The organism is Streptomyces sp. NPDC019443, from assembly GCF_044389785.1.
Classification (GTDB): Bacteria; Actinomycetota; Actinomycetes; order Streptomycetales; family Streptomycetaceae; genus Streptomyces.
Genome location: NZ_JBIRYJ010000003.1, coordinates 519,675 through 546,588 on the forward strand (window position 1 = coordinate 519,675; position 26,914 = coordinate 546,588).

16 protein-coding genes are annotated in these 26,914 nt (G+C 68.8%); 8 read left to right on the plus strand and 8 right to left on the minus strand.

Annotated elements, in window-relative coordinates; genetic code table 11:
• Nucleotides 1-104: 104 nt before the first annotated feature.
• Entirely contained in the window at nucleotides 105-2,228 is a 2,124-nt protein-coding gene (locus tag ACH492_RS12775) for a SpoIIE family protein phosphatase (RefSeq protein ID WP_398985643.1), read from the plus strand.
• A gap of 52 nt (nucleotides 2,229-2,280) precedes the next feature.
• On the opposite strand, the gene bla is transcribed toward ACH492_RS12775, so the two are convergent.
• Both bla and ACH492_RS12785 read right to left on the minus strand, forming a co-directional pair.
• Nucleotides 2,281-3,198 (minus strand): class A beta-lactamase, encoded by a 918-nt coding sequence (gene bla, locus ACH492_RS12780; protein ID WP_398985645.1) that lies wholly within the window; start codon nucleotides 3,196-3,198, stop codon nucleotides 2,281-2,283.
• 188 nt (nucleotides 3,199-3,386) lie between these two features.
• On the minus strand, nucleotides 3,387-3,677 hold the full coding sequence (locus ACH492_RS12785; RefSeq protein WP_398985647.1) for a DUF1232 domain-containing protein: 291 nt from the start codon (nucleotides 3,675-3,677) through the stop codon (nucleotides 3,387-3,389).
• A gap of 271 nt (nucleotides 3,678-3,948) precedes the next feature.
• Here ACH492_RS12785 and ACH492_RS12790 point away from each other — a divergent pair, with 271 nt between their 5' ends.
• From ACH492_RS12790 to sbnA, 7 genes are all read left to right on the plus strand, one after another.
• A complete protein-coding gene (locus ACH492_RS12790; protein ID WP_398985649.1) occupies nucleotides 3,949-5,691 on the plus strand; it encodes an FAD-dependent monooxygenase in 1,743 nt (580 codons plus the stop codon).
• Between the two features lie 135 nt (nucleotides 5,692-5,826).
• On the plus strand, nucleotides 5,827-7,335 hold the full coding sequence (locus ACH492_RS12795; RefSeq protein WP_398985651.1) for a glutamate synthase subunit beta: 1,509 nt from the start codon (nucleotides 5,827-5,829) through the stop codon (nucleotides 7,333-7,335).
• Nucleotides 7,336-7,699: 364 nt separating this feature from the next.
• A complete protein-coding gene (locus ACH492_RS12800) occupies nucleotides 7,700-10,288 on the plus strand; it encodes a Pls/PosA family non-ribosomal peptide synthetase (protein ID WP_398985653.1) in 2,589 nt (862 codons plus the stop codon).
• A 2-nt stretch (nucleotides 10,289-10,290) separates the two neighbouring features.
• Nucleotides 10,291-13,545 carry an amino acid adenylation domain-containing protein gene (locus tag ACH492_RS12805; RefSeq protein ID WP_398986215.1) on the plus strand — a complete coding sequence of 1,085 codons (3,255 nt, stop codon included), beginning with the start codon at nucleotides 10,291-10,293 and terminating at the stop codon, nucleotides 13,543-13,545.
• 23 nt (nucleotides 13,546-13,568) lie between these two features.
• Nucleotides 13,569-14,573 (plus strand): TauD/TfdA family dioxygenase, encoded by a 1,005-nt coding sequence (locus ACH492_RS12810; RefSeq protein WP_398985655.1) that lies wholly within the window; start codon nucleotides 13,569-13,571, stop codon nucleotides 14,571-14,573.
• Nucleotides 14,570-15,640, plus strand: a complete 1,071-nt coding sequence (gene sbnB, locus ACH492_RS12815; RefSeq protein ID WP_398985657.1) for a 2,3-diaminopropionate biosynthesis protein SbnB — start codon at nucleotides 14,570-14,572, stop codon at nucleotides 15,638-15,640. Before ACH492_RS12810 ends, sbnB begins: the two co-directional genes overlap by 4 nt.
• Before the next feature lie 140 nt (nucleotides 15,641-15,780).
• Nucleotides 15,781-16,851, plus strand: coding sequence for a 2,3-diaminopropionate biosynthesis protein SbnA (sbnA, locus tag ACH492_RS12820; RefSeq protein ID WP_398985659.1), 1,071 nt, complete (start codon nucleotides 15,781-15,783; stop codon nucleotides 16,849-16,851).
• A gap of 239 nt (nucleotides 16,852-17,090) precedes the next feature.
• On the opposite strand, the gene ACH492_RS12825 is transcribed toward sbnA, so the two are convergent.
• Genes ACH492_RS12825 through ACH492_RS12850 form a run of 6 tightly spaced genes read right to left on the minus strand, consistent with a single transcriptional unit; the run spans nucleotide 17,091 to nucleotide 26,817 of the window.
• Nucleotides 17,091-17,684, minus strand: coding sequence for a sarcosine oxidase subunit gamma (locus ACH492_RS12825; RefSeq protein ID WP_398985661.1), 594 nt, complete (start codon nucleotides 17,682-17,684; stop codon nucleotides 17,091-17,093).
• Nucleotides 17,677-20,982: a sarcosine oxidase subunit delta family protein gene (locus ACH492_RS12830; protein ID WP_398985664.1), complete on the minus strand. Its 3,306-nt coding sequence runs from the start codon at nucleotides 20,980-20,982 to the stop codon at nucleotides 17,677-17,679. Before ACH492_RS12830 ends, ACH492_RS12825 begins: the two co-directional genes overlap by 8 nt.
• Before the next feature lie 12 nt (nucleotides 20,983-20,994).
• A complete protein-coding gene (locus ACH492_RS12835) occupies nucleotides 20,995-22,227 on the minus strand; it encodes a sarcosine oxidase subunit beta family protein (protein ID WP_398985666.1) in 1,233 nt (410 codons plus the stop codon).
• Complete coding sequence (gene glyA, locus ACH492_RS12840) at nucleotides 22,224-23,501, minus strand: serine hydroxymethyltransferase (protein ID WP_398985669.1); 1,278 nt, start codon at nucleotides 23,499-23,501, stop codon at nucleotides 22,224-22,226. Before glyA ends, ACH492_RS12835 begins: the two co-directional genes overlap by 4 nt.
• Nucleotides 23,498-24,349 carry a bifunctional methylenetetrahydrofolate dehydrogenase/methenyltetrahydrofolate cyclohydrolase gene (locus ACH492_RS12845; RefSeq protein WP_398985671.1) on the minus strand — a complete coding sequence of 284 codons (852 nt, stop codon included), beginning with the start codon at nucleotides 24,347-24,349 and terminating at the stop codon, nucleotides 23,498-23,500. The genes glyA and ACH492_RS12845 overlap by 4 nt, the downstream gene beginning before the upstream one ends.
• Before the next feature lie 29 nt (nucleotides 24,350-24,378).
• Nucleotides 24,379-26,817, minus strand: a complete 2,439-nt coding sequence (locus ACH492_RS12850; protein ID WP_398985673.1) for an FAD-dependent oxidoreductase — start codon at nucleotides 26,815-26,817, stop codon at nucleotides 24,379-24,381.
• Between the last annotated feature and the right edge of the window lie 97 nt (nucleotides 26,818-26,914).

Here is a 26,914-nt window from a genome sequence, read left to right on the forward strand (position 1 = left end):
ATTCGACAATGGTCGATGACCTGCTGCTTGCGACTGGAAACTGCTCGTGACCACGGGGCGCCCGTCAAACTCTCCACCGACCGGAACTGCCTTAATTCCGCATAATGAACAGGAGAGCGGCGGGTGGAAGGGGACGTCTCGTGCCATCTGATCGGCCAGGGGGCGAGAAGGCTCATGGCCCGTTCTGGTCCGAGCCAGGGGCGCTGCTGGAGCACGTGCCTGTGGCTGTCTTCGGTATCGACGACGACAACCTGGTCTGTTATTGGGGGCCTGGCGCGCGCGACCTTTTCGGGTACGACTCCGCCGCGGTTCTGTCGAAGCCTGGTGCCGTTCTCTTCCCCGACGCGTCCCAAGGCGCCTCCGATTCGTGCACCCTTTTGGTGGAGCGGGGCCGGACTCTGGGGTACTGGCGTGGCCGGCTGGCGGCACGGCATCGTGACGGAACGGTCTTCGACTGCGGCTTCCGGGTCTTTCCCATGACCGGTGCCGGGGAAAGTTCGGTGGTCATGGGCTTGGCGAGCCGCAGCGACGAGCTCGACCGGGTCAAGACCAACCTGGCCTTCCTCGACGCCCTCTTCGAAACCTGCCCCATCGGTCTGGTCATGCTCGACCAGGACCTGCGGTACGTCCACCTCAACCAGGCGCTCGCCGACATGGATGGGCTCCCCATCGAGGAGCACCTCGGGCGGCCCGTGGACGAGATCATGATCACGTCCGACGGCGGCGAGTACCAGCGCATGCTCCGCTCCGTTGCCGCGGGAGGCCTGCCCGTCGTGGGAACGCTGGTGGGTATGCGCACACGGGGTCGTCGGGACCGTGACCAGGTGCGATCGGTGAGCTTCTTCCCTCTGAGCCAGGCGGTCGGCACGCCGCCCGGCGTGGGCGGGCTGCTGGTGGACGTGACCGACCGGGAGCAGGCCATGCTGGAAGCCACCGCCGGCCGTCAGCGGCTGGCCCTGCTGGACCGGGCCGCGGCGCGGATCGGCACCACCCTGGACATGAACCTCACGGCCCAGGAGCTGGTCGAAACAGCGGTTCCGGATTTCTCCGACGGCGCTGTCGTAGAGGTCGTGGAGTGGATGGACGAGGCCGAGGTATTCGACCCGGCTCTGCCGCTGTTCACCCGCCGGATCGCCTCCGGGACCATCCTGCCGCCTCCCGCCACCGAGCTGGTGAGCGGCGTGGAGACCGTGAGCTATCCACCCGGCTCCGTGATCCACGACATGCTGCGAACGGGCCGTCCGATCTCCGCCGTGGTGGACGAGGACTTTGTGGCCCGCACCGTCATCATCGAGGCGCGCGCACGCCTGCTGGCCGACAGCGGCCTGGCCTTCATCCTCGTCGCCCCGCTCATTGCCAGGGGCACCGTTCAGGGACTCGCGATGTTCGGCCGGTCCGCGGCCCGGCCGGCGTTCACCGAGGAGGATCTCAGCCTCGCCAGTGAGCTCGCTTCACGCGCCGCGCTCTGCCTGGACAACGCGCGTCTGTACAGCCGAGTACAGGACATCGCGCTCACGCTCCAACGCGCTCTGCTGCCCAGCGCACTGGCGACCAGCCCGTACGTAGAGATTGCCCATCGGTACGTACCCGGCAGCCACATCACCGAAGTCGGCGGCGACTGGTACGACGTGATCGGCCTGCCCGGCGACCGGGTCGTCCTGGTGGTGGGCGACGTGATGGGACATGGAGTGCCGGCCGCCGCCTCCATGGGCAGGCTCCGGATCACAGCCAAGGCTCTGGCCAGGCACGACCACGAACCGGGCCACTTGCTCGCCGAGCTCGACGCGTGCGCCCAGGAGGCAGGCATCGAGCTGGCGACGTGCCTCTACATCGTGTACGACCCGACGACCGGCCGGGCCCGGATCGCCAGCGCCGGCCACCCCCCGCCCCTGGTACTCCACCGGGACGGCAGCGTCGAGACCATCGACGACGTTCTGGGAGTCCCTCTCGGCGTCGGCGGCTCCCCCTTCGGCACGACCGAGATTGAACTCCCCGAGAACGCAACCCTCGCCCTGTACACCGACGGCCTCATCGAGGCCCGCAGCCGGGACATCGAGGCCGGCCTGGACGCGTTGCGCGACGAACTGGGCCGAGCGTCGGGGCCGTTGGAGGCGACGGCGGACCGCATCCTCACGAGCCTGCTGCCCGACCCACCCACCGACGACACGGTTCTCGTCCTCGCCCGCGTCCACCGGGTCCCTCAGGGCGACCGGGCCCCACGCCAATGAGACTGTGCCGTCTCTTCAGCACGGCCACTGCCTGTTCGCTGCGTGGGCCCGGTCAGATGAGTGCCGCCGCCAGAAGTGCGGCGGCCTCGGCGACAAGCGCATTGTCCGCCGACGCGTCGGGTTCGTGTTTGGTCGTGAGGACGGCCAATACGATCGGTGGCCGGTCCGGAGGCCAGGTGATGCCCACGTCGTTGTTGGTTCCGTACTTCCCGCCACCGGTCTTGTCCGCCAGGGCCCAGTCCGCAGGAAGGCCTGCCCGGAAGCGCTCGCCGCTGGTCGTGTTGGCCAGCAGCCACCCGGTCAGCCGTTCCCGGTCCTGGTGTGTGAGCGCATCGCCGAGAGTGAGGCGCGCGTAGGTCTGTCCTATGGCACGGGGGCTGGTGGTGTCAGTCACGCGCCACGGCTCCGCCGAGTTCAATTCGGGCTCCCACCGGTCGAGCCGGGTTGTACCGTCCCCGACCGAGCGGCAGAAGCGGGTGATGGCGGTCGGGCCTCCCAGCTCGCGGAGCAGGAGGTTTCCTGCGGCGTTGTCGCTGTAGCAGATGGTGGCGGCGCACAGTTCCGCGACGGTCATGCCGTTGGCGAGATGCTCGGGAGTACCCGTGATCGGGGCGTATCCCGAGTCCGTGACGTCCTTTTCGGTGTACCGGATGCGCTTGGCCAGGAACTCGCCGTTGTGGTCGAGGTCCCGCAGGACGGCCGCGGTGGCGAGCGTCTTGAACACCGAGCAGATGGGGAAGCGTTCGTCCGCGCGGTACAGCACTCTTCTGCCCGTGGCTGTGTTGCGGGCGAACACGCCGAGGCGAACGGAATGCTCCTGCTCAAGCTCCCTCAGCTGCCTGGAGATCTCGTCTCCGCCGGGCGCTGAAGCGTATGCCCTCCCGCCCGTGGACATGGCGGCGGCCAGTGTTGTCCCGGCACCGATGGCCAATATCGCGCGGCGGGTCGGGCGTGCCTCTAAGGACTCCAAGATCGAATTCTCCTCTTCTGTTGCGGCCAGGAGGTTTCACCCGGCCCCAGGGAACAGTGGAACAGCTGTTGGCGCGGCAGTTCGCGGACCACTCAACTATGCGTAATCATCCCGCTGTTGTGTGGGACCACCACCGTGGCGAACGGCCGGCAGAGCCGGCAGAGGCTGAACAGACCGGCCAAGGGTCGTCAGCGTCTGCGGGCGACGCCCGCGCTGTCCGCCGCGGACTGGAGCGAACGCACCGCGAGCAGCAGGAAGCCGATGTCGTCCAGGAGGACCGGGTCGGGCAGCAGGTCGACCGGACTCGCCAGGTAGATCAGGGCGCCCCAGAAAATCATCTTGTTCTCGACGGGAATTCCGGCGTCCCGCAGCCGGCGCCGTGCCCTCACGAGTCTGACCAGGAGCATGCCGGCCAGCACCACGGTGGTGACGATCACGGCAGCGGCGACCGCCACCACCACCCACAGTTCGGTACGCATGACTTCTCCCGTCTCCCAGGACAAGGAGTACCCCGCTGCGGCGAAGTCGCTCACCCAGGTGCCGTCAGACGGGTGGCGCGGATGCCGCGCGACATGAGCGATGTGGCAGCCGCGGCCGACTCGGGCATGGAGGGACACCGAAGTCGCTGGATGTGCCCCGCCGGGTGACCATGGAGAACAAGGCACAGCACGCGATACAACCTGGCGCAGAACGCCGGGAGCAGGGGGCTCGGGGCGGTCCGCACAGGTGGCCTCTCGGTGGGAGATACCCGTGGTGCACACCGATGTACTGGTCGTGGGCGCCGGCCCCGTCGGACTGACCGCGGCCGCGGAACTCCGATGTCGCGGCGTCGACTGCCGCATCATCGACAAGCTCCCGGCCCGGCTGCCATACGCGAAGGCGGTAGGAATCCAGCCCAGAACACTGGAGATCTGGGACCGGATGGGCCTGGTGCGCGCCGCCCTGGAGGCCGCTGTGCCGATGCGCGGGCAGCTGATTTACCTCAACGGTACCGAACAGGCACGCATCGAACTCAAGCTCCCGCCCGACGTCCCCTATGGCTTCGCTGCACTGCCGCAGTACGAGACCGAGCGCATCATCGAGGAGCACTTGGCCCGCTTCGGCACCCAGATCGAGCGCGGCACCGAACTGGTGTCGTTCACACAGGACGACGACGGGGTCCGGAGCCGGCTCACCACATCCTCCGGCGAGGAGCAGGAACTCCGGTCCCGCTTCCTCATCGGCTGCGACGGAGCGCACAGCATCGTCCGAAAGACGCTCGGACTCGCCTTCGAAGGCGGCGCATTCCCCGACGAGTACATGCTCGCGGACGTGGAGGTCGACTGGAGCATGCCGCGGGGCTACGGCGTACGCGCCATGCACCAGGTCGACGGAGCCACCGACGACCTGCTGGTCTGCATCCCGCTGCCCGGACGCTCCCGCTACCGCATGTCCATGCTGGTCCCGCCCGAGCTCTCCACCAAGGGACAGCCGGACGACCGGGACGAGGTCGCCCACGGACTGGAAGGCGGCCGCGCACCCGGGCTCGAACACATCCAGGCGGTCCTCGACCGGCTCTCGCCGCAGCCGACCACCGCCTCGGCCATGCGCTGGTCCTCCGTCTTCCGCATCAGCCACCGTATGGTGAACCACTACGCGAACGGCCGGGCCTTCGTCGCCGGCGACGCCGCGCACATCCACCCGCCGACGGGCGCCCAGGGCATGAACACCGGCATCCAGGACGCTTACAACCTGGCCTGGAAGCTGGCCCTCGCCGTAGCGGGCAACGCGCACCCCCGACTACTCGGCAGCTACGACGCCGAACGCCGACCCGTCGGCGAGGAAGTCGTGGGACGCACCGTCCGGCATGCCACCGCGGGCATCCAGGCCGACCCGGCCGACCCCGGGACAATGATGCTGCGAGAAGCCCAGTTGCTCGTCGCGTACCGCGACAGCCCCATCGTGGGACCGGGCACTCCGGGGCAGGACGGCCCCGATGCCGGCGACCGGGCCCCCGACTGCGGCGGCCTCACCGGCGCCATCGCCTCCTTCCCCATGCGGCTGTACGACCTGCTCCGCGACCGCGGCCACCTGCTGCTGCTCTACGCGGACACGAACGCACCGATGGCCGAATTCCACGAACTGGCCGCCGTAGCAAGGAACCTGACCCATGGACAGGTCGATGCCTGTATCGTCCTCGCCGCCGATGCGGGTGCTGACGAGGCGCAACTGCCGGTCTTCCGCGACAGCCGAGGAGACTTCCAGCGGATCTACCACGCCCAGGGCACCACGGCGCTCCTCGTACGCCCCGACGGCTACCTGGGCGCACGTCTCACCCCTGCGACCGCGCCAGAGCTGTCCGCCCACCTCGCGGGCGTCTTCGGGTTCGGGAACGGCATGAAGGAGGGCGCGGAACAGGGGCCGGCGAGCACCGGGGCCCCGGGCGCCGTCGGGCAGGCCGAAACGCTGCTCGCAGCCCTGTCTGATCACCCTGGCAGATCCGACAAGGAATGAACGCCTGCCGCTCCAGGCCGCGCAGCGGCACCGCGTACAGCCGGACTCAAACCCGCTCAGGTTAAAACACAACAAAGTGGGCGTATCCTGTCCAGAACGCCGATAATGCACCGCGGATTTCGACGGAGGCGGCGCATGACTGACCCCCACGGCTTCCTCAAGACACCCCGTCGGCCCAGTGTGGCGCGCCCCGTCGAGGAACGGCTGAGCGACTGGAACGAGGTCCACACAGGACAGACGCTGCTGCCACTCGTCTCCGAGCAGGCAGGGCGCTGTATGGACTGCGGCATACCGTTCTGCCACAGCGGCTGCCCGCTGGGGAATCTCATCCCCGAGTGGAACGCGTACGCGGCGCGGGGCGACTGGCGGGCCGCGGCCGAGCGGCTGCACGCGACCAACAACTTCCCCGAGTTCACCGGGCGACTGTGCCCGGCGCCGTGTGAGGATGCCTGTGTACTGGCCATCAATGCTGATCCAGTCACGATCAAGAACGTCGAGCAGGCCATCGCCGACCAGATCTGGGAGCGCGGGTACGCGCCACCGCAGCCGCCGCAGCGGCTGAGCGGGAAGACGGTCGCCGTCATCGGCTCCGGACCCGCGGGGCTGGCGGCGGCGCAACAGCTCACCCGGACCGGCCACACCGTTGCCGTCTACGAGCGCGCCGACCGCATCGGCGGGCTGCTGCGCTACGGCATCCCCGAGTTCAAGATGGAGAAGCGGCACCTGGACCGCCGTATCGAGCAGATGCGTGCAGAGGGCACGAAGTTCCGCACGGGTGTGAAGGTCGGCAGCGATCTGGACGCCACCGAGCTCAGGAGGCGCCACGACGCGGTGGTCGTCGCTGTCGGGGCCACGGAGCGGCGGGAAATCTCTGTACCCGGACGCGAGCTGTGCGGCATCCATCAGGCAATGGACTACCTGACCCTCGCCAACCGGGTCACGGAGGGTGACTACACCTCACCCCCCATCACCGCCGAGGGCAAGCACGTGGTGATCATCGGCGGCGGGGACACCGGATCGGACTGCCTGGGCACCGTGCTGCGCCAGGGCGCGGCCTCCGTGGTGCAGCTGGACATCAACCCCGAGCCGGGTGACGCCCGGCCGGACAGCGAGCCCTGGCCCACCGTCCACCCGAGGGTCTACCGGATCTCCCATGCCCATGAAGAGGCCCGGGGGCGGGAAGGTACGGATCCGAGGCTCTTCTCCTCCGCCACCTTCCGCTTCGAGGGGAACCGGGCCGGCCACGTGCGCGCGGTGCACCTGACGGAAGTGGAGCCTGAGGCCAGAAGGCCGCGGCAGGGCACCGAGCGGGTGATCCCGGCCGAGCTGGTGCTGCTCGCCCTCGGCTTCTCCGGTCCCGAGCGGGGCAGCGGCGTGATGGAGCAGCTCGGGCTTACGCTGGATGTGCGGGGAAATTTCGCGCGGGACGCCGGCTTCGCGGCCGTGGCAGCGCAGGCGAAGCAGACAGACCGCGTCAAGGCGGAGGGCGTGTTCGTCGCGGGCGACTCGGGGCGCGGCCAATCGCTGGTGGTGTGGGCCATCGCGGAGGGACGGGCCGCAGCGGCGGCCACCGACCTCTATCTCACCGGTTCCACCGTCCTCCCGGCCCCGATCGCGCCGACGGACCGGCCCCTGACGGTGTGACCCGCCGGCCGATTCTTTCCTGTGCGGGATGCCGACAGGGGTGCGTCGAAGCCTGACCGTCCCTCAACTCTCTGTACTCAGAGATGTTTGACCGGTAATCGGTCGAGTTTGGCGCTCAGTGCCCGAAAATCTATTTTCGCTCCGCAGGTCTTGGTAGCGGGTACCCGATCGAGTTCGAGTGGCAACCCGGCGATGGACGGTGAAGACTACAGGTGACGGTTTTGTGACCGGATGAGAGCTCACGAGCTCGTGGCTTCCGGATTGCCCGCTCCCGCCATCGAGGAGCGCGAGGGCACCGGATGCCGGCCGCGCTGGCCCATCGTGTTCGAAATTTCCTCAGGAGAAATTTCTTCAAGGGGCTGAAATGGAAGATAAATCTGTCGAGGTTTTGACGCCCGGGCCGGATGAATCTGCAATCACCAAGCGCAGGTACACCGGCCCGAAGACCGGCATCGAGAAAAACCTCGAGGAGATTCTGGCCGAGGTGCTGGCCGACGTCGTGGGCGTCGAGCGTGTGTCGGTCGACGGCCACTACTTCAATGACCTCTGCGCCAATTCGCTGGTGTTGGCCCATTTCTGTGCACGGGTGAGGAAGCAGGCGGACCTGCCATCGGTGTCGATGAAGGACGTCTACCAAAACCCAACGATCCGAAGCCTGGCGGCGGCGCTCGCGGACACAGCGCCCACCCCTGTCGATTCGTCGGTCCCGGCGTCGACCGAGGTGGTGACACCGGCCAGCACGCTGCAGTACGTCCTATGCGGAACGCTGCAGTTCCTGATTTTCCTCGGATATTGCTTCCTCGCCGGAATTGTCACCGCCAATGGCTACGAGTGGGTCTCCGCCGGCTCAGGTTTGAGCGACATCTACCTGCGGTCGGTCCTCTTCGGCGGCGCCGGCTTCGTTGGCCTGTGCACGTTCCCGATCGTGGCCAAATGGATCCTCATCGGTCGCTGGGAACCCCGCGAGTTCCCAGTCTGGGGTCTGACCTATCTGCGCTTCTGGACCGTCAAGGTGCTGGTCCACGCCAACCCCATGATCTTCTTCGTCGGCAATCCGCTGTACGTGCTGTACCTCAGGGCCCTCGGCGCGCGGATCGGAAAGGGTGTCACGATCCTCTCGCGCACCGTCCCGGTCTGCACCGACCTGCTGACGATCGGCGCCGACACGGTGATCCGCAAAGAGGCGTACTTCCTCTGCTACCGGGCGCACACCGGGCGTATCCAGACCGGCCCGGTCACCCTCGGCCGGGACGTGTTCATCGGCGAGAAGACCGTGCTCGACATCGACACGGCGATGGGCGACGGTGCGCAACTCGGCCACACGTCCGCGCTGTACAGCGGCCAGGTGGTGCCGGACGGTGAGCGGTGGCACGGGTCCCCCGCACAGCGCACCGAACTTGACTATGTGAGGGTCGCTCCGGCCGACTGCGGTGCGCTGCGCCGGGCGAGCTACGGCCTCGTCACCCTGCTCCAGCTGTTCCTCCTGTACATACCGCTGACCATCGGCGGTACGTACATGCTGCTGACCGGGATCCCGTCGGTGGGCAGACTGCTGGCCCCGGGGACGGAGGAGTTCACGTCGTCGCAGCTCTACGTCGACGCGCTGGCCGTCTCCACCGTGGTGTTCTTCGGCTTTCTCGTCGTGGGCCTCGCCGCATTGTTCACCGTCCCGCGGCTGCTGAACCTGGTGATCAAGCCGGACAAGGTCTATCCGCTGTACGGCTTCCATTACTCGGTGCACCGCGCGATCGCGCGCATGACCAACATCAAGTTCTTCAAATGGCTGTTCGGTGACAGCTCCTACATCGTTCACTATCTGCGCGGCCTTGGATACGACCTGTCCCGGGTCGAACAGACCGGGTCGAACTTCGGTACGGAAGTGCAGCACGAGACCCCGTATCTGAGCTCTGTCGGCAGCGGAACGATGGTCGCCGACGGGCTCTCGATCGTGAATGCCGACTTCTCGAGCACGTCCTTCCGTGTGTCCCGGGCGTCGATCGGGGCACACAACTTCCTTGGGAACAACATCGCGTACCCCTCGGGGGCCAGGACAGGTGAGAACTGCCTCCTGGCGACGAAGGTGATGGTTCCGCTCGACGGCGAGGTCCGCGAGGGGGTGGGGCTGCTCGGCTCGCCGTGCTTCGAGATTCCCAGGTCGGTGGAGCGCGACTCCCGGTTCGACAATCTCCGGGCCGGGGACGAACTGCCCCGCCACCTCGCCGCGAAGAACCGCTACAACATCCGCTCGATGATCTTCTTCCTGTTCATGCGGTGGCTGTACGTCTTCGTGCTCACGGTGGTTGGCCTCGCGGCCGTCGACCTGTATGGCGTTCTCGGGCAACTGGTGATCGCCGGGTTCCTGGCGCTGACGCTCGGGTTCACCGCTCTCTACCTCGTACTGGTGGAGCGTGGGATCGCGGCATTCCGCGCGCTGCGCCCTCAGCTGTGCTCCATCTACGACCCGTACTTCTGGTGGCACGAGCGCCTCTGGAAGGTGCCCGACGAGTACCTCAACGTCTTCAACGGCACCCCTTTCAAGAACGTGATCTGGCGGCTGCTGGGTGTTCGGATCGGCAAGCGGGTCTTCGACGACGGCTGCTATCTGACGGAGCGGACGCTCACCACCATCGGGGACGACTGCACCCTCAACGCGGGGAGCAAGATCCAGTGCCACTCGCAGGAGGACGGCACCTTCAAGTCCGACCACAGCACGCTCAGCACCGGCTGCACGCTCGGGGTCGGCGCCCACGTCCACTACGGCGTGACGATGGGCGACGGCGCAGTGCTCGCCGCCGACTCCTTCCTCATGAAAGGCGAGGAGATCCCCCAGCACGCACGGTGGGGAGGAAACCCAGCCACGGAGATGCGAGATCACTATCAGCCAACGACGACTGCGGCGCCGCCCCGTTCGGCGGACCACAGCACCGCGGCGACCGTGAGGCGAGGGGCATGACGATGGGAGCGCAAGTGGAAGCCGACCGCGAGTTCTGGCGCGGTGTGCTCGTCGCCGGTGGATTCACCGCGATTCCGCGGTGGACGCTCAATCCGCTCACGGGCGTTGACGAGCACGAGGCGACGATCCCGGACGACGTCGTGGGAGCGTTGTGCCGGCTGGCCAAGGACCTGGCGGTGCCGCTCAACTCGGTGCTGCTGGCGGCGCATGCCAAGGTGCTCGCCGCCCTGTCCGGCGAGCACGAGGTCGCGACCGGCTACGTCGCCGTGGAGGGCGGCCAACCGTTGCCCTGCCGGCTGACGACCGAACCCGACTCGTGGCGGACACTGCTGCTGAACACCCATCAAGTCGAGTCGGAACTGCTGTCGCACAAGGACTTTGCGGTCGATGGTCTCAAGGCGGAGCTGGGCCTGACCGAACCGTCGCTCGAGACCGTGTTCGATCCGACCGGCGTCGGCGGCGATCTCGCCGAAAGCACGGCGCTGTGGGTGGGATTCTCGCAGCACGCAGGCCAACTACTGCTGCGGTTGCGGTACCGCACCGACGTAGTCGACGCGGACTGTGCCGCCAGGATCGCCGGCTATCACCTCACCGCACTCGCACTGATCGCCGCCGATCCGGATGCCGAGCACGGGCGGCAGAGCCTGCTCTCCGCCGAGGAACTCCAGTTCCAGCTCGAAGGGTTCGCCGGACCGCGCCGGGACCTGCCGGACCGCCGGTTCCACGAACTGTTCGAGCAGCGGGTGAGTGCACACCCGGACGCCGTCGCAGCCGTGCACGGCGAGCGGCAGTGGACCTACGGGGAGCTCAACAGCCGTGCCAACCGGCTGGGACGAGCCCTGTTGGCGCGGGGGCTGCGCCGTGAAGGTGTCGTCGCGGTGGTGACCGAGCGCAACCTGGACTGGATGGCCGCCGTCCTCGCTGTCTTCAAGGCCGGTGGCGTATACCTGCCCATCGAGCCGCATTTCCCGGCCGAGCGCATCAGGACCACGCTCTCCCGTGCCGAGTGCGGGCTCGTACTGACCGAACCCGGCAGCACCACCACGCTCGACCAGGCCCTCGACTCGCTGTCCGGAGTCCAGACGCTCTTCGTCGACGCGGCCTACGAGGAGGACCATGCCGACGGTGATCTCGGCGTCGGCGTCGCGCCGGACCAGCTCGCATACATCTACTTCACCTCCGGCTCCACAGGTGAGCCCAAGGGTGCGATGTGCGAGCACGCGGGCATGCTCAACCACCTCTACGCCAAGATCGACGACCTGGAGATCGGCGAGGGGCAGGTGGTGGCCCAGACCGCACCTCAGTGCTTCGACATCTCGCTGTGGCAACTGGTTTGCGCGCTCCTGGTCGGTGGACGGACCCTGCTGGTCGAGCAGGAGGTGATCCTGGACGTCCAACAGTTCGTCGACAAGATCATTGACGGCGGGGTCGCGGTGCTCCAGGTCGTACCCTCCTACCTGGAAGTCGTCGTGTCCTGTCTGGAGCAGCACCCCCGCGAGCTGCCGGACCTGCGGTACGTGTCGGTCACCGGCGAGGCGCTGAAGAAGGAGCTCACGCAGCGCTGGTTCGCGGCCGAGCCCGAGATCAAGCTGGTCAACGCCTACGGTCTGACCGAGACTTCGGACGACACAAACCACGAGGTCATGGACCGCGTGCCGGACCGGGAACGAGTCCCGCTCGGTCCCCCCGTCAACAACGTGCGCATCTACGTCGTCGACGAGCACCTGTCACCGGTGCCGCTCGGCGCCCCCGGTGCGATCGTCTTCTCCGGAGTCTGCGTCGGCCGCGGGTACGTCAACGACCCCGAGCGCACCCGGCTGGCCTTCATGGCCGATCCGCACCGCGAGGGCCAGCGGCTCTACCGAGGGGGCGACTACGGTCGCTGGCAGCCCGAGGGCAAGCTGGAGTTCCTCGGCCGCCGGGATACCCAGGTCAAGATTCGCGGCTTCCGGATCGAGATCGGCGAGATCGAGAACACCCTGCTGCGGGTACCCGGTGTCCGCGACGGTGCCGTGGTGGTCGCCGAGCGGGCCGACCAGAGCAAGCATCTGGTGGCCTTCTACTCCGGCCCGCAGCCACTCGACGCCGACGTCCTGTCGGACCGGCTGGGTGCGTCACTGCCCGAGTACATGGTCCCGTCCGCCTTCCACTGGCGGGAAAGTCTGCCGCTGACGGCCAACAGCAAGATCGACAGGAAGGCGCTGAGGGCGCTCGCCGGAGAGCTCGACGTCGTCGAGGACGACTACCGCGCGCCGAATACGCCCACGGAAGAGCGGCTGGCGGCCGCATGGGCGAACGTACTCGGCATTCCGCAGCATCAGATCGGACGGCTTGACCACTTCTTCGACCGGGGCGGCACGTCTCTGTCGGCGGTGAAGCTGGCGATCACCCTGGACCGTGCGGTGACCCTCAAGGACGTCACCCGTCACCCGATCCTCGCTGATCTGGCCGAGCTGGTCGACGGCAGGTCCGAGCAGCGCTCCGGGCTGCTGCAGTCACTGTCGGAATCGGACCGCGCGCAGGCCGCCGCCCTGGTGTGCTTCCCCCACGCCGGCGGCAACGCGGTGAACTTCCAGCCGATGGCCAGGGCACTGCCGGCCGACGGCCTGGCGGTCTACGCCGTCGAGCTGCCCGGTCACGACGTGGCCGCCGAGAGCGAGCCGTTCGCGTCGATCGCACAGGTGGCCGAACAGGTCGTCGCCGAGATCGCCCGACGGGGCCTGACCAGGGTCCTGCTGTGGGGCCACTCCTCGGGCACCGCGTTGGCCGTGGAGACGGCCAGGCAGCTGCAGGAGCGCGGGGTGGACGTCCCACGGGTGTTCCTTGGCGCGCAGTTGCTCGGTGACGCCACCGAGCGGCGCGCCGCCATCACCGAGCTGACCGGGCGGAGCAACGCCGAGATCGCCGCGAGGCTGGGCGCAGACAGCGGCCACACCGAACTCGGTGAGCTGGATGCGCAGCATGCCGAGCATGTCGGTGCCGCCTACCGGCACGACTGCGTCGCCGCCCACCGCTATTTCGCCGACGCCCTGGACGCACCGCCGACAGTGAAGCTGTCCGCGCCGGTCACCGTGGTCATTGCCGCGGACGACCCGCACACGGCGGAGTTCCCACGCCGCTACCGCGACTGGCAGCTCCTGGCCGAGCGCGTCGACCTGCACGAACTCGCCGACGGCGGCCACTACTTCCTGCGCACCCGTCCGACCGAGGCGGCCAAGGCCGTGCTGCGCGTCGCCGAATTGCTGACTTCTTCCTGAGCCGCGACCGAAAGGAAAACGAGATGTCGTCCTCATCCCCGGCGTCACTGCTCGACCTGGAGCTGCAACCCGGCAAACCGCCGATGCTGCGGGTCGAGACCACCGGCGACGCGCTGAGCTGGGCGGCCGAGTACCGGGACGCGCTGCGCGCCGTCGTCGCCGAGCACGGTTCGATCCTGACCCGCGGCCTCGGGCTGCGCGACGCGGCCGAGACCGGTGCCGTCTTCTCGAGGCTGACCACCGGGCTGATGACCGAGAAGGAGGCCTTCGCGCCCCGGCGGGCCTACGCCGACGGCGTGTACTCCTCATCGCAGTGGCCGCCGAACCAGCCGATGTGCATGCACCACGAACTGAGCTACCGGCTCGAGTTCCCCGGCCTGATGCTGTTCGCGTGCCTCAGTGCGCCCACCGAGGGCGGGGCTACCGCGGTGGCCGACTCACCGACCGTGCTCGACGCGCTGCCCGCCGAGCTGATCCAGCGGTTCGAGCGGGAGGGCTGGCTGCTCACCCGCAGCTACAACGACGAGATCGGCGCGTCCTTGGCCGAGGCGTTCGGCACCGAGGACCGGGGCGCCGTCGAGAGCTACTGCCGTGCCAACGCGATCGAGTTCGAGTGGCAGCCCGACGGTGGACTGCGCACCAGGCAACGCCGCAGCGCCGTGGTGCGACACCCGGTCACCGGCCGGCGGTGCTGGTTCAACCAGATCGCGTTCCTCAACGAGTGGACGATAGCCCCCGAGGTGCGCGAGTACCTGGTGGACGTCTACGGCGCCGACGGACTGCCGTTCAATACCCGCTTCGGCGAAGGCGACCCGATCGGCGAGGACGTCGTGCAGTTGCTCAACAAGGTCTACGAGGACAACACCGCGCGCGAGCCGTGGCAGGCCGGCGACCTGATGCTCGTGGACAACATCCGCACCGCGCACAGCAGGGAGCCCTTCGAGGGACCGCGCGAAGTGCTCGTGGCGATGGCCGACGCGGTGCGCCTGGCCGACTGCTCGCCAACCGTCGAGGTGACCGCAGGATGACCCCCGTCCGTTCCACCGCTACGGAGTCCGCAATGTCCGAGCCGATCACTGTGCCACCGTTCGCGGTGATCTCCGGTGCCCAGGTTCAGCGCGTGCTGCGGGGGCGCGAGAAAGAGATCGTGGAGTTGGTCGAGGCCACCTACCGGCTGCACAGCGCCGGTCATTCGGTGAACCCCCCGTCCTACTTCCTGCGTTTCCCCGACCGCCCCTCCTCCCGGATCATCGCGTTGCCCGCCTCGATCGGCGGGGAGGTGCGGGTGGACGGCCTGAAGTGGATCTCCAGCTTCCCGGAAAACGTGACGGCAGGCATCCCGCGAGCCTCCGCCGTACTGATCCTCAACGACCATGACACCGGCTACCCGTTCGCCTGTCTGGAAAGCTCGATCATCAGCGCCAGCAGGACGGCCGCGTCGGCGGCGTCGGCGGCCGAATGCCTCAGCCACGGCCGGCCGCGGCCGACACGCGTGGGGTTCATCGGGACGGGCCTGATCGCCCGCTACATCCACACCTTCCTGGCCGGCACCGGCTGGTCGTTCGACGAGATCGGCGTGCACGACCTGTCCGCCGACAGCGCGTCCGGCTTCCGGTGCTACCTGGAGCAGTCCGGCATCGCCGGCCGGATCACCGTGCATGACAGCGCCGAGCAACTGATCCGCCTCAGCGACCTGGTGGTCTTCGCCACCGTCGCCGGTGAACCGTACGTCAGCGACGTCTCGTGGTTCGCACACAATCCACTGGTGCTGCACGTGTCGCTGCGCGACCTCTCGCCGGAGATCGTGCTCGCCTCGACGAACATCGTCGATGACGTCGAGCACTGCTTGAAGGCCAACACCTCGCCGCATCTGGCGGAGCAGCTCACGGGCAACCGGGAGTTCCTGCACGGCACGTTGGACGACGTGATGGCCGGGCGGGTGACGCTGCCGGCGGACCGGCCGCTGGTGTTCTCGCCCTTCGGCCTCGGGGTGCTCGACCTCGCGGTCGGCAAGTACGTCTACGACGAGGTGGTCCGCTCCGGGGAGTTGCACGTCGTCAATGACTTCTTCCACGAACTGAGCCGGTACGGATGAGCCGGCCGAGAGCCCAGGAGGCCTATGCAGGAGTAATCCCAGGAGAGATCGCCGGTCAAGTCGCCGCAGATCAGGGCGTACTGGACCGCGGCCGCTGACGCAGGGCTCCCCCATGCTCTGCTGCAGGTGAGGAGACCATCGTGCCCGTCATATCCGTTCCTTACGCCTTCAATGAAGAAGAGCTCTATGTCGACCTTCGGTCGATCTTCGGGCACTCGCTATTCCTGAAGTGTGAGGGCTTCAACTTCGCCGGCTCCATCAAGCTGAAGGCCGCGACCGAGATGGTGGAGACCGCTGAGCGGGATGGAGTCCTGACGCCGGATTCGATCCTGGTCGAGTCCTCTTCCGGAAACCTCGGCGTGGCGCTGAGCATGATCGCGGCGAGCAAGGGCTACCGCTTCCTGTGCGTGACGGACTCCCGCTGCAACCTGTCGACCAGGTTGATGATGGAGGCGTTGGGCAGCCAGGTGCACATCGTCGCCGGACAGGAGGCATACGGCGGCTTCCTGGGCGCGCGGCTCGACTACGTCCGCGCACTGTGCGCCTCCGATGACCGCTACGTGTGGCTCAGCCAGTACACCAATCCGAGCAACTGGAAGGCGCACTACGGCAAGACAGCGCCGGAGATCGCCCGCCAGTTCCCGGGGCTGGACGTGCTGTTCGTCGGAGCCGGCACTACCGGGACCCTGATGGGCTGCGCGCGCTACTTCCGAGAGTGGCACCGGCCGGTGCGGATCATCGCACTGGACAGCGTGGGTTCGGTGGCCTTCGGTGGTGCGCCGGGCCGCCGGATGATTCCCGGCCTGGGGATGAGCATCCGTCCGCCGCTGCTCGACGAGTCCTATGTGGATGAGGTGATACGCGTCGAGGAGGCGGACACCATCCGTACGTGCCATCGTCTGGCCAGGCACGGATTCCTGTTCGGCGGCTCCACCGGCACGGTGGTCAGCGGCGCGATGGGCTGGTTGACGCAGCATGACGCGCGTGAAATCACCGCGGTGGCCATCGCCCCGGATCTGGGCGATCGCTACCTCGACACCATTTACCAGGCCAACTGGCTGCAGGATCTGTACGGCGAGGACGTGCTCAACTCCGACGAGGTGTCCGCCGGTTCCTGGGCACCCTCCCCCGCGCCACCGACGCGGTCGGGCCGGCGGCCGGACCTGCAGACCGGCGACCGGCGCCATCAGCTCCAGGGTCGTAAGACCTAGGACATGTCCGCATGACCGATCAACAGGGAGTGCGGGGTCGTCGTTGCCTGCGGCGTAGCCGTCTACCTGTGCGACACGCTTGGTTCCGCCGCACACTGCATCTCGGCGGTCCTTGGCTGCGGCTTGGCACCGCGACAGCCGTCCTTGCCACAGTGCCACTTGGTCTCGACGGATCCGCGCTGGGGCAGCTGGCCCTGGTATTCCTCGTGCTCATCGTCGGCCTGATTCTCGACTCGGACTCAGACGTACTCCGACGCGGCATCCAACAGCCAGTCCGCCATATACCCGGCGAAGGACGAACGGACCAGTAGCCAGAACCCGGCCCGGGCCTCGTCGCGTGCAACCAGCACGACCTGCGCGCGGGCCAGGGTGGTCTGGGCGCAGCGCCCAGGACCGAAGGAACGCGGGTGCAGGTCCAGCGGGCAGCCATGGGCCAACAGGTCGCGGGCGCGAGGGCCCGCGACGAGCAGGGTGGTGCGCTGGGCGGAGACGTCCGTGACCGCTGCCGGCTCGTCGCCGGCGGCAGCCCGGATCTGGTGCTCCAGGCCCGCCTGACTGCCGGGCGGGCCGACGACGAGCCATTCGTCGGGGCCGAGCCAGAGGGCAGAGCGGTCACCGGCGTGTACGACGGTGTTGGGTTCGAGGGGCAGTTGGAGACCTAGAGCAAGCCCGACGGCGTCGGCAGCCGGCCCCTTGGGGTCGAGCCGGACGTTGACCTGGGCGAGGAAAGGCAGTTCGGCCAGGCGCAGGTCGCCGCCCGAGGCCCGCGTGGCCGCGGCGAAGCGGCCGGCGGCGTGCGCCAGGGGGCTGTGGCGGGTAGCGGTGTCAGCCATCGCGGCGGGCTCCCTCTGGGTCGTAGAGAACGGGACTTGCGACGGTCACTGGGACCAGACGGTCGCCCACAGGTGCAAACAGCCGCTCGCCGATGCGGTCCCGGCCGCCCTTGATCAAGGCCAGTGCGAACGTCCGGCCGAGCGCCGCGCTGTGGTAGCTCGATGTGACATGACCGAGCATCGGCACCGGTGGCTCGGGGAGCACGCTGTCGGCGACCAGGTGGGTGCCCTCGGGGAGGAACGAGTCGGGGTCTTCCGGGAACAGGCCGACGAGGTGCTTGCGGTCGCCACGCGTGGTGTCGGCGCGTGCGTGGGAACGCTTGCCGACGAAATCGGGCTTCTTCTTGGACACCGCCCAGCTCATGCCGAGGTCCTGAGGGGTGACGGTGCCGTCGGTGTCCTGGCCGATGATCGGATAGCCCTTCTCGGCGCGCAGGACGTGCATGGTCTCGGTGCCGTACGGGGTGATGCCGAATCGGCTCCCCGCCTCGTAGAGCGCCTCCCACAGCGCGCGGGCTTCCCACGGCGACACGTTGATCTCGTAGGCCAGTTCGCCGGAGAAGCTGATCCGGCAGACACGGGCCGGGATTCCGGCGACGGCCGACTCGCGCCATGCCATGAACGGGAAACTGTCGTTGTCCACGGCGAGGTCCGGTGCGAGGGCGACCAGTACGTCGCGGGAGCGGGGGCCGACGAGGGCGACGGTGGCCCACTGCTCGGTGACGGAGGTGCAGTGGACGCGTAGTTCGGGCCACTCGGTCTGCAGCCACTCCTCCATCCAGTCCAGGACGGCGGCCGCGTTGCCGGTCGTGGTGGTGACAAGGAAACGGTCCTGGGCGAGGCGGATGACGGTGCCGTCGTCGAAGACCATGCCGTCGAGGCGGCACATGACGCCGTAGCGGATCATGCCGACCTTGAGGGTGCTCATCATGTTGGTGTAGAGCCGGTCGAGGAACACGGCGGCGTCCGGCCCCTGCACATCGATCTTGCCGAGGGTGGAGGCGTCCATGAAGGCGACGCCCTCGCGGGCCGCACCGCATTCACGGAGCACGGCGGCCTTCATGTCCTCGCCGTCCTGAGGGTAGTACCAGGGCCGCTTCCACTGACCGACGTTCTCGAAGAGCGCGCCATGCTCAACGTGCCAGTCGTGCAGGGCGGTCACGCGCACGGGGTCATGGAGCGCGCCGCGGTCGCGGCCCGCGAGGGTGGTGAAGGAGACGGGGGTGTAGGGAGGGCGAAACGTCGTAGTGCCGAGGGCGGAGATGTCCACGCCAAGGAGCTGGGCGACGGTGCCGCTGGCGAGGACACCGGAGGTCTTGCCCTGGTCGTTGGCGGTGCCCGCGGTGGTGTAGCGCTTGGTGTGCTCGACCGAGCGCATACCGGCGCCGGTCGCGCGGGCGAGGTCGTCGACGGTGACATCACGCTGAAGGTCGATGAAGCGGGGCGCGTCTGCGGCGCCGGGGACGACGAAGACCTGCATGGACGGGGACTGGGGTTCCTCGGCCGTGACCGGGAGTTGGGGTACGCCGGCCACATAGCCCTCGGCCTCGATCGCTCGGGTGCCCGCCGCGGCGCCCTGCGCGAGGACGCCGGGCAGGTCGAAGACACCGGCAACGGAGCCTGCGGCCTCAACCGCCTGACCGCAGGTGTCCGGGACGAACGTGCCGAGCGTCTCGTCGTAGCGCAGCTTTCCGCCCGCCTGGCTGAACAGATGCGCGACGGGGTTCCATCCACCGGAGACCAGCAGCAGGTCGACGGCGAACTCGCGGTTCCCCGCGGACTCTCCGTACGGAGCGACAGTCACCGCCGTGAGGCGCGCACCGCCCTCGGTACCCGTGACGGCATGCCCGGCGAGCACCTCGATCCCGGCGTCCTGGGCGTGTCGCGCCCACTCCCCCGGTTCGGGGCGGGTGTCGACGACCGCCGCGATCTCCACGCCCGCCGCCGCCAGGTCGAGCGCGGCCGCATAGGCACTGTCATTGGTGGTGAAGACAACGGCGCGACGGCCGGGCACCACGCCATAGCGATTGGCGTACGTACGGGCCGATGCCGCCAGCATGACGCCGGGGCGGTCGTTGTCGGCGAAGGCCAGCGACCGCTCGTGCGCTCCGGTGGCCAGGACGACGCGGCGGGCGCGGATGCGCCAGACGCGCTCGCGGGAGACGTACTCGGGGGCTTCGCCGCCGAGATGGTTGGTGCGGCGCTCGACGGCGAGGACGTGATTGTCGTCGTAGTAGCCGAAGACGGTGGTGCGGCGCAGCACGCGCACCTCGGGCTCGGTAGCGAGCCGCTCACCCAACTGACCTGCCCAGTCCAGGAGTTGGCCTGTGCCGAGAAGGCTTCCGCCCAGCTCGGGCTGGTCGTCGGCGAGGATGACGCGCGCCCCGCTGCCGGCGGCGGCGGACGCGGCCGCGAGTCCGGCCGGTCCTGCGCCGACGACGAGCAGGTCGCAGTGGGCGTGGACGGCGTCGTAGCGCGCGGGGTCGGGCTCGGTGGCGAGCCGTCCTTGGCCGGGGAGGCTGCTCGCGACGAGCCCGTCGTACAGTTCCACGGCCGTCGCGGGCAGCATGGGCTCGGGGAACGGCTCCTCGATCTGGACGACGGCGTTGGGCTCCTCGACTCCGGCGGAGAAGATGCCGCGCGGGCGGCCGAGCTTGATGCTGGTGCCGGCCTGGATGATGCCGTTGGCGAGGAGGGCGGAGGCGAGGGTGTCGCCGCGGAAGCCTTCGTACGTCGTGCCGTCGAAGGTGAAGGTGAGCCGTTCGTCCCGGGCGGGGCGACCGCCTGTGGTGAGGCGGAAGGACTGAGTGCCCGTGCCTGCAGCCTCGGGTGCCTGGGGTTTCGTCGCCGGGTGCGGGCCGGTGGGCGGCAGGTTCTCCCCCACCCCGCCCTCCCCCAGAGCTTCGACGGGGAGGTACCCCCGTCCCGAGACCGGGGCTTCGCCCCGGACCCCGCTGGGGGCTCCGCCCCCTACGCCCTGCGGGCGTGGGGGGACCCCCAGCTCTTCAAACGCCGGAGGGGCTGGATGAGCCGGGCGCGGCTCGCCCGTCCGGTACACCGCCAGGATCTCGTTCGTCGCCGTATTACGCACAGCGTTGAACCAACGACGGCATCCGGCCGCATGGCTCCAGCGCTCCGCGAACGGCCCCTTGGGGTTGTCGCGGAAGAAGAGGTAGCGCGCCCACTCCTGGTCGGTCAGGGCAGCACTGTCCTCGGGATAGGGCACGTGTGCCTGACCGCCGTAGTGGAATTCGGCTTCGTCACGGGGCCCGCACCAGGGGCATGGGATGAGCAGCATCGATTCGGCTCCTCAGTGGGCCACCGCGGCCGCGCCGTGCTCGTCGACGAGCGCGCCGGTGGTGAATCGGTCGAGCGAGAAGGGGGCGTTGAGGTGGTGGGGGGTGTCGTGGGCGATGGTGTGGGCGTAGACCCAGCCGACGCCCGGGGTGGCCTTGAACCCGCCGGTCCCCCAGCCGCAGTTGAGGTAGAGGTTGTCGACCGGGCTGAGCCCGATGATCGGCGAGGCGTCGGGGCTGACGTCGACGATGCCGCCCCAGGTACGCAGCACATGGGCACGGGCGAACACCGGGAAGAGTTCCAGGGCGGCGGACATCTGGTGCTCGATGATGTGGAAGGCGCCGCGCTGTGTGTAGGCGTTGTACGCGTCGATGCCCGCGCCCATCACCAGTTCGCCCTTGTGGGCCTGGCTGACGTACACATGCACCGCGTTGGACATCACGACGGTGGGGTGCACGGGCTCGAGCAGCTCGGAGACCAGCGCCTGGAGCGGGTGGCTCTGCAGCGGCAGCTCGAAGCCCGCCATGGCGGCCAGCACCGAGGTGTGACCGGCCGAGCAGAGCGCCACCTTGCCGGCGGCGATGGGGCCGAGCGTGGTCTGCACGCCGACGACCCGTCCGCCCTGGATGTCGATGCCGGTGACTTCGCAGTTCTGGATGATGTCGATGCCGGCGGCGTCGGCGGAACGCGCCAGCCCCCAGGCGACGTGATCGTGCTTGGCGATGCCGGCCCGCGGCTGGTAGGTGCCGCCCATCACCGGATACCGCACGTCGGGCGAGATGTTGACGATGGGGCAGACGTCCTTGACCTGCCGCGGGTCCAGCCATTCGGCATCGACGCCGTTGAGCCGGTTGGCCTCGACGCGGCGCACGCTTTCGCGGACGTCTTGCAGGCTGTGGGCAAGGTTCAGCACACCGCGCTGGGAGAAGAGGATCGGGTAGTCGAGTTCGTCCGCCAGCCCCTCCCACAGCTTGAGGGCGTGCTCGTAGATTCCGGCGCTCTCGTCCCACAGATAGTTGGAACGGATGATGGTGGTGTTGCGGGCCATGTTGCCGCCCGCGAGCCAGCCCTTCTCCAGCACGGCCACATTGGTGATGCCGTGGTTCTTGGCCAGGTAGTGGGCGGTCGCGAGACCGTGTCCGCCGCCGCCCACGATCACCACGTCGTACGACGGCTTCGGCTCGGGCGTGCGCCACAGCCAGTCGGGGTGCTCGGGGAGGTCGGCACCCGGGGTGCGGGGGCTCATCGGGCGTCTCCTGAAAGGTGCGGGTAGAGCGGGTGCTTGGCGGCCAGCGCCTGCGTACGGGCGCGGAGCGCGGCGACATCCGGGGCGGGCTGGAGCGCGAGCGCGATCACATCGGCGACTTCGGCGAAGTCCTCTTCGGTGAAGCCGCGCGTGGCCAGAGCGGGGGTGCCGATGCGCAGCCCTGAAGTGACCATGGGCGGGCGGGGATCGAAGGGGACGGCGTTGCGGTTGACCGTGATGCCGATGTCGTGCAGCAGGTCTTCCGCCTGCTTCCCGTCCAGTTCCGACTCCCTGAGGTCGACCAGGACCAGGTGGACGTCAGTGCCGCCGGTGAGGACACTCACTCCGGCCGCGGTCGCGTCGGGCTGCGTGAGCCGTTCGGCGAGGATGCGGGACCCGGCGAGCGTGCGGGCCTGCCGTTCGGCGAACTCCGGCGACGCGGCGAGCCTGAACGACACCGCCTTCGCGGCGATGACATGCTCCAGCGGTCCGCCCTGCATACCGGGGAACACCGCCGAGTTGATCTTTTTGGCGAGGTCGGCCTCATTGGTGAGGATGACGCCGCCGCGCGGGCCGCCGAGCGTCTTGTGGGTGGTCGTGGTGGTGACATGGGCGTGCGGTACGGGATTGGGGTGCAGCCCGGCGGCCACGAGGCCCGCGAAGTGGGCCATGTCGACCATCAGATACGCGCCCACCTCGTCGGCGATCCGCCGGAAGGCCGCGAAGTCCAGCTGCCGGGGATAGGCCGACCAGCCCGCGATGATCATCTTGGGGCTGTGCTCCTTGGCGAGCCGCTCGACCTCGTCCATGTCGACCAGGTTGTCGGTCTCGTCCACGTGATAGGGCACGACATTGAGCATCTTGCCGCTGTAGTTGATGCGCATGCCGTGGGTGAGGTGCCCGCCGTGCGCGAGGTCGAGGCCGAGGACGGTGTCACCGGGCCTGAGCAGAGCGAAGAAGACGGCGGTGTTCGCCTGGGCGCCGGAGTGCGGCTGCACATTGGCGAACCCGGCGCCGAAGAGGGACTTGATCCGCTCGATGGCCAGCCGCTCGGTCACGTCGACGTGTTCACAGCCGCCGTAGTAGCGGCGACCCGGGTAGCCCTCGGCGTACTTGTTCGTCAGGACCGAACCCTGGGCCTCCATGACCGCCGAGGGGGCGAAGTTCTCCGACGCGATCATTTCGAGGGTGGACTGCTGGCGGTCCAGCTCCGCGGCGACGGCGGCGTGGACCTCCGGGTCCAGCTCGGCGAGTGGCGCGTTCAGCGTGTTCATGCGGCGTTCCTCTCGGCGGCCTCAACGACATTGGCGAGCAGCATCGCCCGCGTCATGGGTCCTACGCCGCCGGGCATGGGCGCGATCCATCCGGCGACCGTGGCGGCGTCGGGGTGGACGTCGCCGATCAGCCCTTCGTCGGTGCGGGTGATTCCGACGTCGAGGACGACGGCACCGGGCCGGAGCATCTCGGGGGTGATCAGTCCGGGTGATCCGGCGGCCGCGATGACGATGTCCGCCTCGCGTACGTGCCAGGCCAAACCCTTGGTCCCGGTGTGGCACAGGGTCACGGTGGCGTTCTCGGACCTGCGGGTGAGCAGCATCCCGATCGGCCGGCCGACGGTGATGCCTCGCCCGATGACGCACACCCGCGCTCCGGCGAGGGGGACATCGTGGCGGCGCAGCAGTTCCACGATGCCGCGCGGGGTGCAGGGCAGCGGGGCCTCGACGCCGAGCGCGAGGCGGCCGAGGCTGACGGGGTGCAGGCCGTCGGCGTCCTTGGCCGGGTCCATGCGCTCCAGTACTGCGTTGGCGTCGAGGCCCCGCGGCAGCGGCAGTTGGACGATGTAGCCGGTGCAGGCGGGGTCGGCGTTGAGCTCGTCGATGACGGCCTCCACCTGCCCCTGCGTAGCGTCGGCGGGCAGTTCGCGCCGGATGGAGGCGATCCCGGCCTGTTCGCAGTCGCGGTGCTTCCCGGCGACGTACGCGTGGCTGCCGGGGTCGTCGCCGACCAGTACGGTGCCGAGGCCCGGCGTGATTCCCCGCGCGGCCAGCTTGGCGACGCGCTCGGCGAGCTCGGTGCGGATCGCGGCCGCGGTCCGCTTGCCGTCCAGAATCCGTGCGTTCACATCGCTCCTCATTCTTGGGCGGTGCGGGCTCAGCCGCGCAGGCGGGACATGGACGGGTCGAACAGCGGCTCGTCGGCGACGACGGCCTCGACGCGCCGGTCGAAGTAGCCGATCTGCACGGCGGTGCCGGTGGTGGCAAGTTCGGCGGGCAGCCACGCATAGGCGATGCCCTTGCCGATCGTGTAGCCGTACGCGGCACTGGTGACGTAGCCGACGGGGCGGTCGCCGTCGTACACCGGCTCCTTGCCCATGACCACGGCCTGCGGGTCGTCGATGGTCAGACAGGTAAGGCGGCGCCGCACATCGGCCTTGCGCCGTTCAAGCGCTGCCTTGCCGATGAAGTCGTCCTTGTCGAGCTTGACGGCGAAGCCGACACCCGCCTCGTAGGGGTCGTGCTCATAGGTCATGTCTGTGCCGAAGGAGCGGTAGCCCTTCTCCAGCCGGAGGCTGTTGAAGGCGCCGCGGCCGGCGGCGATACCGCCGAGGGGCTGGGCGGCCTGCCACAGGGTGTCCCACAGTTTCACGCCCATGTCCGCGGTGGTGTACAGCTCCCAGCCGCGTTCGCCGACGTACGACAGGCGCATCGCGGTGACGGGGACGGAGCCGATGTGGGCGCGCTTGGCGCGGAAGTACTTCAGACCGTCGTTGGAGAAGTCCGAGTCGGCGAGGGGCTGGAGGACCTCGCGGGCCAGCGGGCCCCACAGGCCGATGCAGCAGGTGCCTGCGGTGATGTCGCGTACCTGGACCGACCCGTCCGCCGGCAGGTGCCGGCCGAACCAGTCGAGGTCCAGGCTGCCGTTGGCGCCGACCTGGAAGTGGTCGCGGCCGAGACGGGCGACGGTGATGTCGCTGCGGATGCCGCCGTCCTCGTCGAGGAGCAGGGTGTACGTCACCGAGCCGACCGACTTGTCGACGTTGCCGGTTGACAGCCGCTGGAGGAAGGCGGCGGCGCCGCGACCGGTGACTTCCAGGCGCTTGAGTGCCGTCATGTCGTACATCGCGACGGTCTCGCGGGTGGTCTGGGCCTCCGCGCCGACGATGGGCGACCAGTAGCGCGCTGCCCAGTCGTTGGGAGTGGGAATGGAACGCCCGGTTGCCAGGTGCTCGTTCGCTTCGTACCACTGGGGCCGTTCCCAGCCGGTGGCCTCCAGGAAGAAGGCGCCCAGTTCCTGCTGGCGGGCGTAGAAGGGGCTGGTGCGCAGTGGCCGTGGCGCGCCGGCCGGCTGGAGGGGGTGGAGGATGTCGTAGACCTCGACGAAGTTCTGGCAGTCGCGGGCCAGGACGTACTCCGGCGAGAGCTGGTGCGGCTCGAAGCGGTTGACGTCGCACTCGTGCAGATCGAAGGACGAACAGTGGCCGTCCACGAGCCATTCGGCCACCGCGCGGGCGACACCGGCGGAGTGGGTGACCCACACGGCCTCGGCGACCCAGAAGCCCTTGACTTCCGGTGATTCACCCAGCAGCGGCAGGCCGTCGGTGGTGAAGGAGAACAGGCCGTTGATGCCCTCTTCGATCTTGGCGTCGCGCGTCGCCGGCAGCAGGGCCTGAGTCTCGGCCCAGGCGTCGGCGAAGTCGTCCTCGGTGAACTTCAGGACCGAGGGCATAAGCTCGGCCTCGTCCACCGAGGCGATGTCCTCCGGGTCGACGGGCATGGGCCGGTGGCCGTAGTAGCCGATGCCGATGCGGTCGAAGCGGTCGCGGTAGTACAGGTCCGCGTCCTGGTGGCGCAGGATCGGCCGGACGGCCTCCTCGGCCTGGCCCTCCAGCGCGGGGACGGGGCCGGTCCAGGCGAGCTGGTGAGCGAGCGGGGTCAGCGGCAGGTTCATGCCGACCATGCGGGCGATCTTCGGGCCCCAGATGCCGGCACAGCACACGACGATGTCCGCGGGAATCTCTCCCCGGTCGGTGACGACCCCGCTGACCTTGCCCTCGTCCTGGACGACGTCGAGGACTTCGTGGCGGGCGAGGAAGCGTACGCCGCGCCCGGTGGCCCGCCGGATCTGGGCCTCGACGGCGAGCACCGCCTTGGCCAGGCCGTCGGTGGGGACCAGGAGGCCGCCGAGGACGCGCCCGCCGTCCACCAGCGGGTGCAGTTCGATGCACTCCTCGGGGCTCAGCAGCCGGGACTCGATGCCCCAGGCGGTGACCCAGCCGTGGCGGCGGTGCAGCTCGGTGAGGCGTTCGGGGGTGGTGGCCACCTCGAGGCCCCCGACCTGCAGGAAGCAGGGCTGTCCGTCGACGTCGAGGCTGCAGAACTTCTCGACGGTGTAGCGGGCGAGCTCGGTCATGGTCTTCGAGGAGTTCGTCTGGAAGACCAGCCCCGGAGCATGGGACGAGGACCCGCCGGTGGCGGGGAGGGGCCCCTGGTCGACGACCGTGATGTCGCTCCAGCCTGCGGAGGACAGTTCGTCGGCAAGCGCCGCTCCCACGACGCCCGCTCCGATGATGACCACTCGGGGTCCCGCCATCGCCGCACCTCCGCCTTTTAAGCAGTCCAGTTGCTGTCAGCGCAACATGCTTCAGGTTGCGCAACTCACGATGCCGGTCGCCGAGGGTGGGTGTCAA